The organism is Nonomuraea sp. NPDC048901, from assembly GCF_040649695.1.
GTDB lineage: Bacteria > Actinomycetota > Actinomycetes > Streptosporangiales > Streptosporangiaceae > Nonomuraea.
In genome coordinates this window covers 19,287-34,890 of the sequence record NZ_JBEZFW010000012.1, presented here as the reverse complement: position 1 = coordinate 34,890, position 15,604 = coordinate 19,287, and the positions used below count along the sequence as shown (strand labels likewise).

Sequence of the window (15,604 nt, the reverse complement as noted above, 5' to 3'; positions counted from 1 at the left end):
CGCGTTCGTGAGAGTGAAGGAGGCGGATCGTGAAGTTCATGATCGTAGGGAAGGCGAACGAGGCGACCGAGGCCGGCGAACTGCCCAGCCAGGAACTCGTCGACGCGATGGGCGCCTACAACGAGAGCCTGGCCAAGGCGGGGGTGCTGCTGGCCGCCGAAGGGCTGTACCCCAGCTCCCACGGTGCGCGGATCGCCTACACCAAGGATGGCAAGGCGACGGTGCTCGACGGGCCGTTCGCCGAGGCCAAGGAGCTGATCGCCGGGTTCTGGCTGATCCAGGTCAAGTCCCGGGAGGAGGCCATCGAATGGGCGCTGCGGGTGCCGGTTCCCGGTGGGCATGAGGGGGTCGGGCTGGATGTCTGGCAGGTGTTCGACGCCGCCGACCTGCCGGACGGGTCGATGACCCCCGAGGAGGCCGAACGCGAGGCGGCATTGCGCGAGCGCCTGACGGGTTCCGCCGAACAATAGAAGCCGCTTCCCGCCCGCGAGCCCAACTCTCCGTTGGGGGCCCGAATCGCCCACCAGGCTCCGGTCCCGGCTTGCGGGAGCTGGGGCGGGCTGGTCTTATGGCCAGGTGATGGCTTCCGATACGCATCGGGCGATCGAGACGGTCTGGCGAATGGAGGCGGCGCGGCTCATCGCCGGCCTGACCGGGCTGGTGCACGACCTCGGCCTGGCCGAGGAGCTGGCCCAGGACGCCCTGGTCGCGGCGCTGGAGCAGTGGCCGGAGTCGGGGGTGCCGGGCAATCCCGGCGCCTGGCTCATGACCGTCTCCAAACGCCGCGCCATCGACCTGCTGCGCCGTCAGGAACGCTACGCGCGCAAGCTGACCGAGATGGGCCGCGAGCTGTCGGAGGAGCCGGGTGCCGACGAGGAGCTGCCCGGCACCGATGAGATCGAGGACGACCTGCTGCGGCTGGTGTTCACGGCGTGTCATCCGGTGCTGTCCACGGAGGCCCGGGTGGCGCTCACGCTGCGGGTGCTCGGCGGGCTGAGCACCGACGAGATCGCCAGGGCGTTCCTGGTCCCTGAGCCGACGGTGGCGCAGCGGATCGTCCGGGCCAAGCGGACGCTGGCCGACAAGCAGGTGCCGTTCGAGGTGCCGCAGGGTGAGGAGCTGGCCGGACGCCTGTCGTCGGTCCTGGAGGTCATCTACTTGATCTTCAACGAGGGCTACTCGGCCACGGCCGGTGACGACTGGATGCGGCCCGGTCTCTGCGAGGACGCGCTGCGGCTCGGCCGGGTGCTGGCCGAGCTGATGCCCAAGGAGCCCGAAGTGCACGGCCTGGTCGCGTTGATGGAGATCCAGGCGTCGCGCGCGGCCGCCCGGGTGGGACCGTCCGGCGAGCCGATCCTGCTGCTGGAGCAGAACCGGGGCCGCTGGGACCGCCTGCTGATCCGCCGTGGCCTGGACGCGCTCCAGCGGGCCGAGGATCTCGACGGCGACCTGGGCCCGTACGTGCTGCAGGCCGCCATCGCCGCCTGTCACGCCAGGGCGCTCACCCCCGAGGAGACCGACTGGCGGGCCATCGCCACCCTCTACGAGGCGCTGGCGCGGATGTCGCGCTCCCCGGTAGTCGAGCTCAACCGGGCGGTCGCGCTCGCCATGGCGTACGGTCCGGCGGTCGGGCTCGAACTGGTGGACCAGCTCGTCGACGAACCGGCGCTGAAGGGCTACCACCTGCTGCCGAGCGTACGCGGGGATCTGCTGGTCAAGCTGGGGCGACAGGGTGAGGCGCGCGCCGAGTTCGAACGGGCGGCGGCCATGACCCGCAACGCCCGCGAGCGCACCCTGCTGCGAGAGCGCGCCGCCACCTGCTGATCCCTGTCGCCCGCTGATCCCTGTCGCCTGCTGATCGCCGCCAACGCGCCGTACGGACGCCTCAGCAGTCGCGACCGCGAGCCCGACTGCGCTCGTGACCACGGGCGTGACCACGAGAAAAGCCCGCAGTGTGTGGGCGACATGCCCAGAAAGCAAACACAAACGAGTCCCTTGTGATGGGAGCGCTCCCAAACGGCTCTTTGCGTCGTAAGTCACCAAAAATCCCCTTTCAGAATGAGAAATCGCACCATTGGTAACGGTTGCGTTTCAGCGCATTGACGGGCACAGGCCATAAGTGCACCCTTTGTGGGAGCGCTCCCAAGGATTTCCCACCGCGGCCCGGAGCGTGTGTCGCGGTGCACCTCCCCACCCATTCACCCGAGAAGGGGTCCACCATGTTGAACCGCAAGCGTCGCGGCGGTCTCGCCGCGGCTTCCGCCCTGGCGGCGGCGGCCCTGACCGTCGCATCCTGCGGCTCCGGCGGCACTCCGGCGGCCAGCAACGCACCCGCGTCCTCGTCGGCCGCCGAACCGGTCACGATCCGGGTGCAGACTTTCGGCGGCGGCTCGAACTTCGGCTACAAGAACGCCATCACGAAGTGGAACGCCGAGCACAAGGACATCCAGATCAAGGAAGAGCACCTGACCGACCAGTTCGAGCAGCAGTACTGGCCGCAGATGATCCAGTGGCTGCAGGCGGGCAACGGCGCGGGCGACGTGGTCGGCATCGACGAAGGTGGCATGGGCCTGGCCAAGGCGCACCCGGAGTGGTGGGCGGACCTGAAGGAATTCGGCCTGGACTCCCGCAAGGCGGACTTCCCCGCCTGGAAGTGGGAGAACGGCCTCACCGCCGACGGCAAGCTGTTCGGCCTGGGCACCGACATCGGCGGTATGAGCATCTGCTACCGCTCGGATCTGTTCAAGAAGGCCGGACTGCCCTCCGAGCGCGACAAGGTCAGCGCCCTGTGGCCCGATTGGGACGCCTTCATGAAGGTCGGCCAGCAGTTCCAGGCGAAGGTGAAGGACACCAAGTTCGCCGATGGCACGAACACGCTCTACCAGGTGGTCCTCTACCAGGAGGCGGCCAAGAACGGCAACGTCACCTATTTCGACAAGGACAACAACCTCATCGTCGACAAGAACCCGGCGGTGAAGGCCGGCTTCGACTTCGCCACGAAGATGAGCCAGCAGGGCCTGACCGCCAAGCTGCGTAACTTCACCGACGAGTGGGCGGCGGGCACCCAGAAGGGCGCGTTCGCCACGGTCGGCTGCCCGTCGTGGATGCTCGGCGTGGTCAGCGGCAACGCCGGCGACGGCGGCAAGGGCAAGTGGGACGTGGCCGCGGTACCCGGCGGCGGCGGCAACTGGGGCGGCTCCTGGCTGTCGGTGCCGAAGCAGAGCAAGCACCCGAAGGAAGCCGCGGCGGTGGCGGACTACCTGACCCAAGCGCAGACCGAGGCGAGCATCTTCACCGACTTCGGCAACATGCCGAGCAACACGAAGGCGCAGCAGGACCCGGCCGTGCAGAGCGCGAAGAACGAGTTCTTCAACGACGCCCCGATCGGCGAGATCTTCGCCAAGTCGGCGTCGAGCCTCCAGCCGGTCTTCCTCGGCGTGAAGCACGCCCAGGTCAAGAACGCCATCGAGTCGGTGATCCAGGGCATGGACGACGGCTCGGTGCCCTACGGCAAGGCCTGGCAGCAGTTGGTCGACGACGCGGTTAAGGCCGCGGGCTGATCTTCCCCGCCCGGCCCGCCATGAGCGGGCCGGGCTACTGCCGCCGAAAGGTCTCCTATGAGTATCGACACCCTTCCGACCGGCCGTCTCTGGCGTTCCAGACTGGACGTCAAGGTGATGCCGTACACGCTGGTGTCCCCGTACTTCATCCTGTTCGCCGCCTTCGGGCTCTTCCCGCTGGCGTTCACCCTCTACTACTCGCTCTACGACTACGACCTGGCCGGGACCACGAAGTGGACCGGGCTGGGCAACTACGCCAAGCTGCTGGCCGACGAGGACTTCTGGAACGCCGTGGTCAACACGGTCGGCATGTTCCTGCTGGCCACCATCCCGCAGTTGCTGCTGGCGCTGTTCCTGGCCAACGCGCTGAACAAGCGGTTCCGGCTGCGCCTGGCGATCCGGATGAGCGTGCTGCTGCCGCTGGTGACCTCGGTGGTCGCGGTGGCGGTCGTGTTCACCCAGCTCTTCGCCCGTGACTGGGGGCTGGTCAACTGGATCCTCAGCTGGTTCGGCGTGGACGCCATCAACTGGCGGGCCGAGCGGGTCCCGTCGTGGCTGGCCATCGCCACCATGGTCGACTGGCGCTGGACCGGCTACAACGCGATCATCTTCCTGGCCGGCATGCAGACGATTCCGCGCGACCTGTACGAGGCCGCGGCCATCGACGGGGCCTCGCGGCGGCGGCAGTTCTGGCAGATCACCCTGCCGATGCTCCGCCCGACCATGATCTTCGTGGTGCTCAACTCCACGATCGGCGGGCTCACGCTGTTCTCCGAGCCGACGACGTTCTACAACGGCAACGTCGACGGCGGGTCGCAGGGCCAGTTCCAGACGGTCGCGATGTTCATCGTCAAGCAGGGCTTCCGCGAGTTCGACTACGGCTACGCCGCCGCGGCGGCCTGGCTGCTGTTCCTGCTCATCCTCATCGGGGCGCTGATCAACTTCCTGTTCGTCCGCAGGATCGGGGGCACCAAATGACCAACTGGTCGCCGACCCTCATCACCCGGGTCATGCTGGCGCTGGCCATCGTGCTGTCCGCCTTCCCGCTGTACTGGATGCTGGTCATCGCCTCGCGGACCAACGCCGACGCGGTGGCGGTGCCGCCGCCGTTCCTGCCCGGCGGGAACCTCGGCCAGAACATCCTCGCCGTGCTCAACAACGAGGACGCCCACTTCCTGCTCGGCCTGACCAACTCGTTCATCGTGGCGAGCGTGGTCACCGTCTCGGTGGTCATCATCTCGACGCTGGCCGGCTTCTCCTTCGCCAACCTGTCGTTCAAGGGCAGGAACGTGCTGCTCCTGGCCGTACTGCTGACGATGGCGGTGCCGCTGCAGCAGATGGGCGTGGTGCCGCTCTACCGGCTGATGGTCAGCCTGGAGTGGACGGGCACCCTCAAGGCGGTCATCCTGCCGTACCTGCTCAACGGGTTCGGCGTGTTCCTGATGACCCAGTACACCCGCCAGGCGGTGCCGATGGAACTGGTCGAGGCGGCCAGGGTCGACGGCGCGGCCACCCTGCGGATCTGGTGGAACGTCGTGCTGCCGGCCGTACGGCCGGGCATGGCGGTGCTCGGGATCAATACGTTCATGCTGATGTGGAATGACTTCATGTGGCCGCTGATCGTCCTCACTCCGGACAATCCGACGGTGCAGATCGCGATCACCTCGCTGAACGCCAGGTTCTCCACCAACTACACATTGATCTTCGCGGGAACGGCGCTGTCCATCATTCCGCTCATCGCGGTATTCGTCGCATTCGGCCGCCAAATCGTCGGCGGACTCATGGAAGGTGCGGTCAAGGCGTGACGACACAAGAGGAACAGACGCGTGCCGGGCTGCAGTTCCCCACGGGATTCGCGTTCGGCGCGGCCACCTCGGCGTACCAGATCGAAGGCGCGGTCGCCGAGGACGGGCGCGGCATGTCCATCTGGGACACCTTCACCAAGACCCCGGGCCGCGTGCTCAACGGGGACCACGCGGACGTGGCCATCGACCACTACCACCGATACCGGGAAGACGCCCAGATCATGGCGGAGCTGGGCCTGACCGCCTACCGCTTCTCCGTATCCTGGCCCCGGATCCAGCCCGACGGGTCCGGCAAGATCAACCAGAAGGGCCTCGACTTCTACAAGCGGCTCACCGACGAGCTGCGGCAGCACGGCATCGACCCCTGGCTGACCCTCTACCACTGGGACCTGCCCCAGGCGCTGGAGGACAGGGGCGGCTGGCCCAACCGCGACACGGCCTACTGCTTCGCCGACTACGCGGCGACCGTGCACGAAGCGCTGAAGGATCACGTACATACCTTCAGCACCGTCAACGAGCCATGGTGCACCGCGTTCCTCGGCTACGCCTCGGGCGAGCACGCCCCGGGCCGTCGCGAGCCGGAGAACGCGATCAGGGGCGCGCACCATCTCAACCTCGCGCACGGCCTTTCCGTACAGGCGATGGGCGCGAGGCGGGTCGGCGGTTGCGTGAACCTCTACGCGATCACCCCGGCCACCGACAGCGAGGCGGACCAGGACGCGGCGCGGCGCATCGACGGGCTGCAGAACCGGTTCTTCCTCGACGCGCTGATGACCGGCCGCTACCCGCAGGACGTCCTCGACGACCTCGGAATGGACCTGGACTTCATCAGGGACGGTGACCTGGCGACCATCAAGGCGCCGATCGACGTGCTGCTCGTCAACTACTACAGCCGCTTCACGGTTTCGGGAGCACCAGGCGGCAGGGCCTCGGCGGCGGCGGCGCCCACGGATTCCGCCTCGCCCTGGGTGGGCAGCGAGCACGTGTCGTTCGTCGACGGCGGCCGGCCGGTCACCGCGATGGGCTGGGAGATCGACCGGGGCGGCCTGGTGGAGGTGCTGACCAGGGTGGCGCGGGACTACCCGGCGATCCCGATGGTCGTCTCCGAGAACGGCGCGGCCTTCGACGACGTCCTGGAGCACGGCCGGGTACACGACTCCGAGCGGGTGGCCTACTTCGAGGACCACCTCCGCGCCTGCCGCGACGCGATCGACGCCGGGGTGCCGCTGGAGGGCTATTTCGCCTGGTCGCTTATGGATAACTTCGAGTGGGCATGGGGCTACGGCAAGCGCTTCGGCCTCGTGCACGTGGACTTCGAGAGCCAGCGGCGCGTGCTCAAGGACAGCGCTATCTGGTACTCGGAGATCATCCGGCAGAATAGGCGTCATGAACCGACCGACTCTTGAGGCAGTCGCCGCTCTGGCCGGAGTAGGCCGTGGCACGGTGTCCAGAGTCATCAACGGCTCACCCAACGTGAGCGAGAAGGCCCGCGACGCCGTGCAACGGGCCATCCAGGAGCTGGGCTACGTCCCCAACCGCGCGGCGCGGGCGCTGGTCACCCGGCGCACCGACACGGTGGCGCTGGTGGTGTCGGAGTCCGAGCTGCGCGTCTTCGACGAGCCCTACTTCGCCGGGACCATCAGGGGCATCGGCTCGGCGCTGGCCGAGACGGGCCTCCAGCTGATCCTGGCCATGGCCCAGTCGCAGGAGGAGCACGAACGCCTGGAGCACTACCTGACGGGGCAGCACGTCGACGGCGTGCTGCTCCTGTCGCTGCACGGCGCCGACCCGCTGCCCGGCCGGTTGGAGGCGATGGGCGTGCCGACCGTGCTGGGCGGCCGCCCGGTCGGCCTCACCCCCTACAGCTACGTCGACATGGACAACCGGGCCGGCGCCCGGCAGGCGGTCAAGCACCTGCTGGGTCTCGGCAGGCAGCGCATCGCCACGATCGCCGGGCCGCAGGACATGGGCGTGGGCGTCGACCGGCTGGCCGGCTACCACGACGCGCTGCTCACCTTGGGAGCTCGGGAGCTGGTCGCCTATGGCAGCGACTTCTCCGAGGAGAGCGGCGCGGCGGCGATGCGCGAGCTGCTGGCCGCCGAGCCGGAGCTCGACGCCGTGTTCGCCGCCTCGGACCCGCTGGCGGTGGGGGCGATGCGGGTGCTCAAGCTCGAGGGCCGGGCCATCCCGGGTGACGTGGCGGTGGTGGGGTTCGACGACTCCAAGGTCGCCTTGCACGCCGACCCGCCGCTGACCACCGTGCACCAGCCGGCCGAGGAGATGGGCCGCCAGATGGCGCGGCTGCTGGTGGCGCGGATCAACGGCGAGGCGCTCCGCCAGCCCGTGGTCATCCTCGACACCCACCTGGTCCGCCGGGAGTCGGCCTGACCTCGGGATACCCTTTGCTCAACCCCCCGAGAGAGGATTCTTCCGTGCCCCAGCTCGCCGCCGCCGGATACACCGCGCGGATCAGCCCGCGCGGCGCCGCGCTCAGGACGCTCCGCCACGGCGCGCGCGACCTGATCACGAGCTGGCCCGCCGAGGGCCCGGTCCCCTATTTCGCGGGCACGATCCTCGCCCCCTGGCCGAACCGGGTGGGCGGGGCCCGCTATCCGTTCGGCGGGCGGACGCACGAGCTGGCGGTGAGCGAGCCCGAGCGCGGCCACGCCCTGCACGGGCTGGTGTCCGGCGTCGACTGGCAGGTCGTGGAGCTGCTGGCCGCCGAGGACCACCACGCCTTCGTACGCTTGGCGCACACGATCACCCCCACGGCCGGTTACCCGTTCACGCTGACGCTGCGGGTGCTTCACCGCCTCGACGAGCACGGACTGACCACCACGGTCACCGCCCGCAACGACGGCGCCGACGCCGCCCCCTACGGCTGCGGCCCCCATCCCTGGCTGCTCGGCGACGACCTGGAGCTGCCCGCCGCCAAGGTGCTGGTCACCGACGAGCAGCTGCTGCCGCGGTCCCTGGACGACGTGTCCGGCTCCCCGTACGACTTCCGCAAGGCCAGGGTGCTCGACGGCGACGTGATCGACCACGCGTTCACCGGGCTGGCGGCCGGAGAGGCCCGGGTCGGGGGCGTACGCATGACGTGGGACCCGGCCGTGCTGCCGTGGGTACAGGTCTGCACCAGCGGGCAGCTCGGCTACGAGGGCGTGGCGGTGGAGCCCATGACCTGCCCGCCCGACGCGTTCAACTCCGGCACCGACGTGGTGGTTCTCGAACCGGGCGGCGAGCACGTGGCCAGCTGGACGATCAGCGCCGCCTGACGCCCACAAGCAGGTCCCGTGGCGAGCTGGACGATCAGCGTCGCCTGACCCCACAATCGGGTCTCGTGGACAGCAGGACGAAACGGCGTCTATCGCCCACCGAGCTCGACGATCTCGCCCGGCGCGCGCTCGGCGCGGGTGTTACCCAATCCACCGAACTCACCGACGGCTACGCCAACGCGGTCTGGCGGCTCCTCCTCGACGACGGCCGCGACGTGGTACTCAAGCTGGCTCCCTCCCCCGAGCTGGACCAGCTCAGCTACGAACGCAACCTGCTGCGGATGGAGGCGGCGGCCTGCGAGCTGGCCGTCGCCGCGGGCGTGCCGGTGGCGAGGCTGCTGGCCGCCGGGTTCGACGATCCGGTGCTCGGCGGCGACTACCTGCTGTTCGGGACGCTGGACGGCGTGTCGTGGAACGACGTGAAACCGGACGGCGCCGACGCGGCGCTCCGGCGTGAGCTGGGCCGCCACCTGGCCAGGTTCAACGCGGTGACGGGCGAGGTGTTCGGCTACCCGCACGCGGGCATCACCGGCCGCACCTGGCGCGAGGCGTACCTGGCCATGGTGGGGGCGCTGCTGGCCGACACCGAGCGCTACCCGACGCCGCTCCCCCGGCCCGCCGCGGAGATCGGCGAGCTGCTCGCCGCCGCCGCGCCCGTGCTGGACGAGGTGACCACGCCGCACCTCGTCCACTTCGACGTCTGGGCGGGCAACGTCTTCCTGGACCTGTCCGGGACGCCCAGGATCCAGGCGATCATCGACCACGAGCGGGCGTTCTGGGGCGACCCGCTGGCCGAGTTCGTCACGCCGACCATCTTCGGCGAGCTGCGCGACGACGACCCGCTCCTGGCCGGGTACCGCGAGGTGACCCCGCTGGAGCTCACCCCCGCCGCGCGGACCCGGCTCGACCTCTATCGTGCCTACCTCTACCTGATCCTGCTGGTGGAGAACGGGCCGCGGCAGTATCCCGAGTCGGAGTACGCGCGGGCCCGCGACCTGTCCATCACCTCACTCACGGACGTCCTGGACCGCCTCGTAGGAGGTGCCCCCGGCTCCCGCGCCTAGCTTGCCGCACTGTCCCGCGCCCACGCCGGTGACCTTGTTGGGCACGTCCAGGTCCACGGGCGCGGGCGTGTTGCCCGTACAGGCGAGCGCGCCCTTGACCGTGGTGCCCGACAAGATCGGCGCCGTGTTCGCGGTCAGCAGGGCGGCGCCGCGGATGTCGGCGCCCACGACGGCCAGCGAGCCGGCGCGGTCGACGTTCAGCGCGCCGTCCACCCGCGCGCCGAGGACCTGCACCGAGGCGGCCCGCGAGGCGATGAGCGCGCCGGAGAGCCGGCCGCCGGTGACGACCACCGATGCGCCCGCCCGCACGGTCACCGGCCCGCTCACCTGCGCGTGGTCCAGACAGGTGACGCCGTCGGCGACGGTCAGCGGGCCGCGCTGGGCGCCGGTGAGGGTCCTGGTGCAGGCGGGCGGCGGGGCGATCGTGGTGACCGTGAAGCTGCCCGCCCTGCCGTAGTTGCCCGAGCCGTCGATCGAGCGGTACTCGATCGTGTGCCGCCCCCTAGGGAGCTTGCCGTACACGAGGGAGTCGATGGTCGTGCCGTCCTCGGTGAACGTCCACGGCAGGTCGGAGGAGGTCGGCCAGCCGAAGTAGTTGAACCAGCCGTCGCCGTCGACCCTCGACTCCGAGACCACGTAACCGCCCTGATCGTCAGTGCCGGTCAGCTTCATCGAGAACGGCCCGTTGTAGACATAGGTGTCGCCGGACCTGACGAGCGGCGGCGACAGCTCGTAGCCGGTCTTCGGCGAGGTGGCGTCTACCGTCCAGGTCAGCGTCCGGTCGCCGACCGTCGCGGTGAGGGTGTGCGTGCCGTCGGCCGGCTTCAGCGCGCCGAGGTCCAGGTCGCTGTCGCCCTCGCCGACCCGCTTTCCGTCGAGCGCCCACGCGACCGCGGGAACGCTCGCCGCCGGGTGCGTGGTCTCCACGTACACGACCTCGGTACGGCCCAGCGGCCGCTCCACCGAGGTGGCGGAGACGATGCCGGGGGTGACGCCGTCGGGCGGGGTGGTCAGTGACGTGTCGACGGTCCAGGTGCGGGAGGCGGACATCGCGGCGCGGATGGCCGGGTCCCTGACGAAGTTCGTCGGGTCGCTGACCGTCGCCTTGACCGTGTGGGTGCCAGGGGTGAGGCCAAGCGCGCGTAAGTCCAGGGCCGTGCCTTGTCCGGCGGGCCGGTCCGTGCCGTCGACGTTCCAGGTGACGGTGAGCGCGTGGCCGTTCGGGCGCATCGGCTCCACCCAGAGCACCCGGTCGGCGCCGACGGGCGCGGCCGAGGGGGTGGCGTCCTGGATCACCGTCGTCTTGCCGGTGATCCGCTGCGCCATCACCTCCCGGCTCACCTGGTCGTAGTAGTAGCCGAGCGTCTTCATCATCGAGTGCCGGCTCGGCCGCCAGACGCCCGTGGTGGCGTACATGCCGCCCTCGTAGCGGCCGATCGGGCCGCCGGACTCGCTGGGCTCGCCGAGCCAGCGCCACCACTTCTTCTTCTGGTCGAGCATCTGCTGTTCGGTCAGCAGCGTGTGGTGGGCGGAGGCGGGCTCGGGCCCCGTGTACGGGCCGCCGGGGACGCCGCGCTGGTAGTAGTCGTACTCGTCCTGCAGGCCGCCCAGGGAGTGGCCCAGCTCGTGCGGGCTGATCAGGGCGGACATGGAGTTGCTGCCGGAGGCGGTCGCGTAGGAACCGCCCGCGCCGCCGTACGTCCCGCTGTTGGCGAGCGCGAGGATCTGCCGGTTGGCCGAGGTCGTGCCGGTGACCAGGTTCGCGTAGCGGGTGGCGGCGGTGTTGTCCATGGTGATCAGCCGCTGGACGCTGCTGGGGTTGCACTGGCCCCAGAAGCCCATGCTGAGCGGGGTGGTCTTCTTCGGTGAGGTCAAGGCGGGGTCGCAGCTGACACCCGACTCGCCGGAGACGATGTCCACCCGGTAGACGTTGATGTAGGCGCGGTAGGACTTGTACGGCTCGATGGACCACATCACGTTGAGGTGCCGGTCGACGTCCGCCCGGAACTTCGCCTGCTCGGACTCGGTGTAGCCGTCGCCCATGATGACCAGGTTGAACCGTTTGGCGGGCGTACCGGTGACCTGGACCGGCACGACGGTGGCAGCGCCGGGCGCGGCGGCTGCGTCTGCGTTGGCTGGGGGGATGTATAAGACGGCGGCGGCCAGGACCAGGGCCGCGGATCTACGCATGATCCGCATTATCGGCCCGTTGTGTGCCGGCGTCTCATCCCAAAGCCGATAAATCTGGTCAGGCTGTGGGGAGTTCGGCCAACAGGACCGGCTGGGTGGTGGGCTGCTTGGAGCCGCCCGCCGGTTCGACCGTGAGGCCGATGCGCTCGTCCCCCTTGGCCGCCCCGGTCAGCATGGGCGTGGTGACGCCATCGGGGCGCCGGTCCAGGAGTCCCGCCGAGCGGATGCCGTCCGGGCCCATCAGCCACAGCTCGTACACCCTCGACCGGGGCAGTTCGGGCAGGCCCGACGACGTGAACACCATCCGGCCCCGCGCGCGTGACACCACGACGGTGCCGCTGCCACCCGCGGTGACCGGCAGACGTACGGTCCGGACGTCGGGCGCGGCCAGGACCGCCGCGACCTCGCCGTCCCTGGCCTGGAGGTCGCCCAGGTCGCGGCGGGCGTCGAACACCACGACGCCGAGCGCGACGGCCGCCGCCGTGGACACGGCCGCCAACCCGGCCACCACCCTCCCCCGCCCTCGCCGACGCCGCAGGGGCACGACGTCACTCCCGGTCACCGCCTGACCGGCTGAGGACGGCTTCGGCAACCAGACCGTCGCGTCACCCGAGGACGGCCCCGCCGCCCAGACGGTCACGTCACCCGCCGGACGCCGCACGTCGCGGAGAGTCTGTCGGGGCGAGCCTGCGGGAGCCTGGGGCGTGCGGGCGACGGCCGTGAGAACGCGGGTACGCAGGGCGGCGGGGGGTGGCTCGGCGACCGCGAGGGAGAGCAGGACGGCCGTCTCGCGCAGCCGCCGTACCTCCGTCCGGCACGACGGGCATTCCTCCATGTGCGTTTCGAACAGCACCCCGTCGCTGTCCGGCAACGCGTGCACGGCATAGGCGCCGGAAAGGGTGTGGAGCTCATCGCTCATGTCGCACTCCACGTCGGTCGGGGTCACGTCATTACTTCGGTAGTACTTCGGCGTTTCGGGCGTGCCGGATGGCACCGGGCAAGTGCATTTCTCCATAGACGGGGTTAAACTCAATACGTGATGAATTCCTGTGTGATAGCCGGCGGCGGCCCGGCGGGCGCGATGCTCGCCCTGCTGCTGGCCAGAGCGGGTGTCGAGGTGACCCTGCTGGAGAAGCACGCCGATTTCCTCCGCGACTTCCGCGGCGACACGATCCACCCGTCCACGCTTCAGGTGCTGGACGAGCTCGGGCTGGCCGCGGAGTTCCTGAAAATCCCCCACCGCAAGACGTATGGGTTCACCCTGCTGACCGACGACGGGCCGATCCAGATGGCCGACCTTCGTCGGCTGCCGGGGAAGTACAACTACATCGCGTTCGTCCCGCAATGGGACTTCCTGAAGCTCGTTACGTCGGCCGCTGAGAAATACCCGACGTTCCGGCTGCTCATGAACTCCGAGGCGTACGGCCTGATCCGCGAGGACGGCGCGGCCCGCGGACTGCGCTACCGCGACAAGTCGGGCGAGCACGAGATCAGGGCGGAGCTGACCGTGGCCGCGGACGGCCGCGGCTCGACGCTGCGCGCGGCCGCCGGGCTGGTGCCGCGGGAGTTCGGCGCGCCGATGGACGTCCTGTGGTTCCGGCTGCCGCGCCTCGGCAGCGACCCTGAGCAGACGTTCCTGCGGATCTCCACCGGCAACGCGATGGTGGGCATCAACAGGGAGACGTACTGGCAGCTGGCCTACCTCATCCCCAAGGGCGGCTACGACCAGCTGACCGATCGGGGCATCGACGCGTTCCGTGAGACGGTGGCGCGGCTGCTGCCGTACCTGGAGGGGCGCGTCGGGCAGATCGCGAGCTTCGACGACGTCAACATGCTCACGGTGGCGATCAACCGGCTCCGCCGGTGGTACCGGCCCGGATTTCTGGCCATCGGAGACGCGGCGCACGCGATGTCGCCGATGTTCGGCGTCGGCATCAACCTGGCGGTGCAGGACGCGGTCGCCACGGCCAACCTGCTGGCCGAGCCGCTGCGGGCGGGCCGGCCCATCCCGGAGGCCATGTTGCGGCAGCTGGAGCGCCGCCGCATGCTGCCCACCAGGATCACCCAGGCCGCGCAGCGCGTGGGTCAGGACCGGCTGATCGGCCCGACGATCGACAGCCGGGTGGGGCCGCCGCGCATTCCGGCGAAGCTGCCGCAGAATCCCCTGGTCGGCGGGGTGTTTCGGCGTTTCCTCGGGCTGGGGGTGCGCCCTGAGCACGTACGGACACCCGAACTCTGACCCGTCCCGCGGGGCCGCTTTCTCACAACGTGGACATCGGGGTCGGTGACGCCGAGCCGGTAGCATACCCTCGTATGTCGTGAGCGCACTGAGCAATCCCGAGGAACTCGATTCCTGGCGAGCCCTGCCGGCGGCCCAGCAGCCTGACTGGCCTGACCGCAGCGAGCTCGAGAAGGTCGTCGCCGAGCTCGGCGGCCTGCCCCCACTCGTCTTCGCCGGCGAGTGCGACCAGCTCAAGGAGCAACTGGCCGCCGTCGCCCGAGGCGAGGCGTTCGTATTGCAAGGCGGCGACTGCGCCGAGACGTTCGCCGGGGCGACCGCCGACAACGTGCGCAACAAGCTCAAGACGCTGCTGCAGATGGCCATCGTGCTGACCTACGCCGCCAAGGTGCCGGTGGTCAAGATCGGCCGCGTGGCCGGGCAGTTCGCCAAGCCGCGTTCCAAGGGCACCGAGACGCGTGACGGCCTGGAGCTGCCCGCCTACCGGGGCGACATGGTCAACGGCTTCGCCTTCACCCCTGAGTCCCGCACGCCGGACCCGTGGCGGCTGCTGAAGGCCTACCACTCCTCGGCCGTGACGCTCAACCTGGCCCGCGCCTTCACCAAGGGCGGTTACGCCGACCTGCGCCAGGTGCACGCCTGGAACCAGGACTTCGTGGGCGAGTCCCCCGCCGGTCGCCGCTACGAGCAGCTGGCCAGGGAGATCGACCAGGCGCTCGCGTTCATGCGCGCCTGCGGGGCCGACCCGGAGGAGTTCCACACCGTCGAGTTCTACTCCTCGCACGAGGCGCTGATCCTCGACTACGACCGGGCGCTCACGCGCATCGACTCGCGGACCGGCCGCCCGTACGACGTGTCGGCGCACATGGTCTGGATCGGCGAGCGCACCCGCCAGCTCGACGGCGCGCACGTCGACTTCTTCTCCCGCATCCGTAACCCCATCGGCGTCAAGCTCGGCCCGACCACCACGCCCTCCGAGGCCCTGGCGCTGGTCGAGAAGCTCAATCCCGAGAACGAGCCGGGGCGGCTCACGTTCATCACCCGGATGGGCGCCTCCAAGATCCGCGAGCACCTGCCCGCGCTGGTCAAGGAGGTCACCGCGGCGGGCGCGCAGGTCGCGTGGATCTGCGACCCGATGCACGGCAACACGTGGGAGGCGCCGAGCGGCCACAAGACGCGCCGGCTCGACGACGTGCTCGACGAGGTGACGGGCTTCTTCGAGGTGCACCGCTCGCTCGGCACGCATCCCGGCGGCATCCACATCGAGTTCACGGGCGACGACGTGACGGAGTGCGTGGGCGGCGGCCACGAGATCGTCGAGGACGACCTCTCGCGCCGCTACGAGACGGCCTGCGACCCGCGTCTCAACCGCGGCCAGTCGCTCGACCTCGCCTTCCGGGTGGCGGAGCTCTACCGCTCCAGCTGAGTACGTAGGCGGCAGCCCCGGGTCGGGCCGGGGCTGCCAGAGGAT

General features: G+C 69.8%; 13 protein-coding genes. 11 read left to right on the top strand and 2 right to left on the bottom strand.

Translation table 11 applies throughout. The features are described 5' to 3' along the window. The first annotated feature begins 38 nt into the window (after positions 1-38). The 9 genes from AB0C30_RS35700 to AB0C30_RS35660 all read left to right on the top strand — a co-directional run bounded on the left by AB0C30_RS35700 (position 39) and on the right by AB0C30_RS35660 (position 9,704). The gene (locus tag AB0C30_RS35700; protein ID WP_357952865.1) at positions 39-470 is read left to right on the top strand and encodes a YciI family protein; all 432 of its coding nucleotides are present in this window, start codon (positions 39-41) and stop codon (positions 468-470) included. 109 nt (positions 471-579) lie between these two features. Then, positions 580-1,824, top strand: coding sequence for an RNA polymerase sigma factor (locus tag AB0C30_RS35695; protein WP_357952563.1), 1,245 nt, complete (start codon positions 580-582; stop codon positions 1,822-1,824). Between the two features lie 395 nt (positions 1,825-2,219). Next, the gene (locus tag AB0C30_RS35690) at positions 2,220-3,560 is read left to right on the top strand and encodes an extracellular solute-binding protein (protein WP_357952562.1); all 1,341 of its coding nucleotides are present in this window, start codon (positions 2,220-2,222) and stop codon (positions 3,558-3,560) included. Positions 3,561-3,617: 57 nt separating this feature from the next. After that, the gene (locus AB0C30_RS35685) at positions 3,618-4,538 is read left to right on the top strand and encodes a sugar ABC transporter permease (RefSeq protein WP_357952561.1); all 921 of its coding nucleotides are present in this window, start codon (positions 3,618-3,620) and stop codon (positions 4,536-4,538) included. Then, a complete protein-coding gene (locus tag AB0C30_RS35680) occupies positions 4,535-5,365 on the top strand; it encodes a carbohydrate ABC transporter permease (protein ID WP_357952560.1) in 831 nt (276 codons plus the stop codon). Before AB0C30_RS35685 ends, AB0C30_RS35680 begins: the two co-directional genes overlap by 4 nt. Beyond that, the gene (locus tag AB0C30_RS35675; protein WP_357952559.1) at positions 5,362-6,771 is read left to right on the top strand and encodes a GH1 family beta-glucosidase; all 1,410 of its coding nucleotides are present in this window, start codon (positions 5,362-5,364) and stop codon (positions 6,769-6,771) included. Before AB0C30_RS35680 ends, AB0C30_RS35675 begins: the two co-directional genes overlap by 4 nt. Then, positions 6,752-7,753 (top strand): LacI family DNA-binding transcriptional regulator, encoded by a 1,002-nt coding sequence (locus tag AB0C30_RS35670; RefSeq protein ID WP_357952558.1) that lies wholly within the window; start codon positions 6,752-6,754, stop codon positions 7,751-7,753. The genes AB0C30_RS35675 and AB0C30_RS35670 overlap by 20 nt, the downstream gene beginning before the upstream one ends. A gap of 44 nt (positions 7,754-7,797) precedes the next feature. Continuing rightward, positions 7,798-8,640, top strand: coding sequence for an aldose 1-epimerase family protein (locus tag AB0C30_RS35665; protein WP_357952557.1), 843 nt, complete (start codon positions 7,798-7,800; stop codon positions 8,638-8,640). A 65-nt stretch (positions 8,641-8,705) separates the two neighbouring features. Next, positions 8,706-9,704 carry an aminoglycoside phosphotransferase family protein gene (locus AB0C30_RS35660; RefSeq protein WP_357952556.1) on the top strand — a complete coding sequence of 333 codons (999 nt, stop codon included), beginning with the start codon at positions 8,706-8,708 and terminating at the stop codon, positions 9,702-9,704. Here AB0C30_RS35660 and AB0C30_RS35655 read toward each other — a convergent pair. Continuing rightward, positions 9,648-11,894, bottom strand: coding sequence for a M64 family metallopeptidase (locus AB0C30_RS35655; protein ID WP_357952555.1), 2,247 nt, complete (start codon positions 11,892-11,894; stop codon positions 9,648-9,650). The two genes, AB0C30_RS35660 and AB0C30_RS35655, sit on opposite strands and share 57 nt — an antisense overlap. Before the next feature lie 58 nt (positions 11,895-11,952). Continuing rightward, positions 11,953-12,813 (bottom strand): anti-sigma factor, encoded by an 861-nt coding sequence (locus AB0C30_RS35650; protein ID WP_357952554.1) that lies wholly within the window; start codon positions 12,811-12,813, stop codon positions 11,953-11,955. 120 nt (positions 12,814-12,933) lie between these two features. Between AB0C30_RS35650 and AB0C30_RS35645 the strand changes: the two genes are divergently transcribed. Together AB0C30_RS35645 and AB0C30_RS35640 are read left to right on the top strand one after the other, a co-directional pair. Then, positions 12,934-14,133: an FAD-dependent oxidoreductase gene (locus AB0C30_RS35645; RefSeq protein WP_357952864.1), complete on the top strand. Its 1,200-nt coding sequence runs from the start codon at positions 12,934-12,936 to the stop codon at positions 14,131-14,133. Between the two features lie 79 nt (positions 14,134-14,212). Beyond that, on the top strand, positions 14,213-15,559 hold the full coding sequence (locus tag AB0C30_RS35640; protein ID WP_357952553.1) for a class II 3-deoxy-7-phosphoheptulonate synthase: 1,347 nt from the start codon (positions 14,213-14,215) through the stop codon (positions 15,557-15,559). Positions 15,560-15,604: the final 45 nt, after the last annotated feature.

Excerpts from the sequence above, each read along its gene's own strand:
- AB0C30_RS35695 (WP_357952563.1), top strand. The coding sequence starts at position 580 with ATGGCTTCCGATACGCATCGGGCGATCGAGACGGTCTGGCGAATGGAG.
- AB0C30_RS35685 (WP_357952561.1), top strand. The coding sequence starts at position 3,618 with ATGAGTATCGACACCCTTCCGACCGGCCGTCTCTGGCGTTCCAGACTG.
- AB0C30_RS35690 (WP_357952562.1), top strand. The coding sequence starts at position 2,220 with ATGTTGAACCGCAAGCGTCGCGGCGGTCTCGCCGCGGCTTCCGCCCTG.
- AB0C30_RS35680 (WP_357952560.1), top strand. The coding sequence starts at position 4,535 with ATGACCAACTGGTCGCCGACCCTCATCACCCGGGTCATGCTGGCGCTG.
- AB0C30_RS35700 (WP_357952865.1), top strand. The coding sequence starts at position 39 with ATGATCGTAGGGAAGGCGAACGAGGCGACCGAGGCCGGCGAACTGCCC.
- AB0C30_RS35650 (WP_357952554.1), bottom strand. The coding sequence starts at position 12,813 with ATGAGCGATGAGCTCCACACCCTTTCCGGCGCCTATGCCGTGCACGCG.
- AB0C30_RS35645 (WP_357952864.1), top strand. The coding sequence starts at position 12,934 with ATGAATTCCTGTGTGATAGCCGGCGGCGGCCCGGCGGGCGCGATGCTC.
- AB0C30_RS35670 (WP_357952558.1), top strand. The coding sequence starts at position 6,752 with ATGAACCGACCGACTCTTGAGGCAGTCGCCGCTCTGGCCGGAGTAGGC.
- AB0C30_RS35655 (WP_357952555.1), bottom strand. The coding sequence starts at position 11,894 with ATGCGTAGATCCGCGGCCCTGGTCCTGGCCGCCGCCGTCTTATACATC.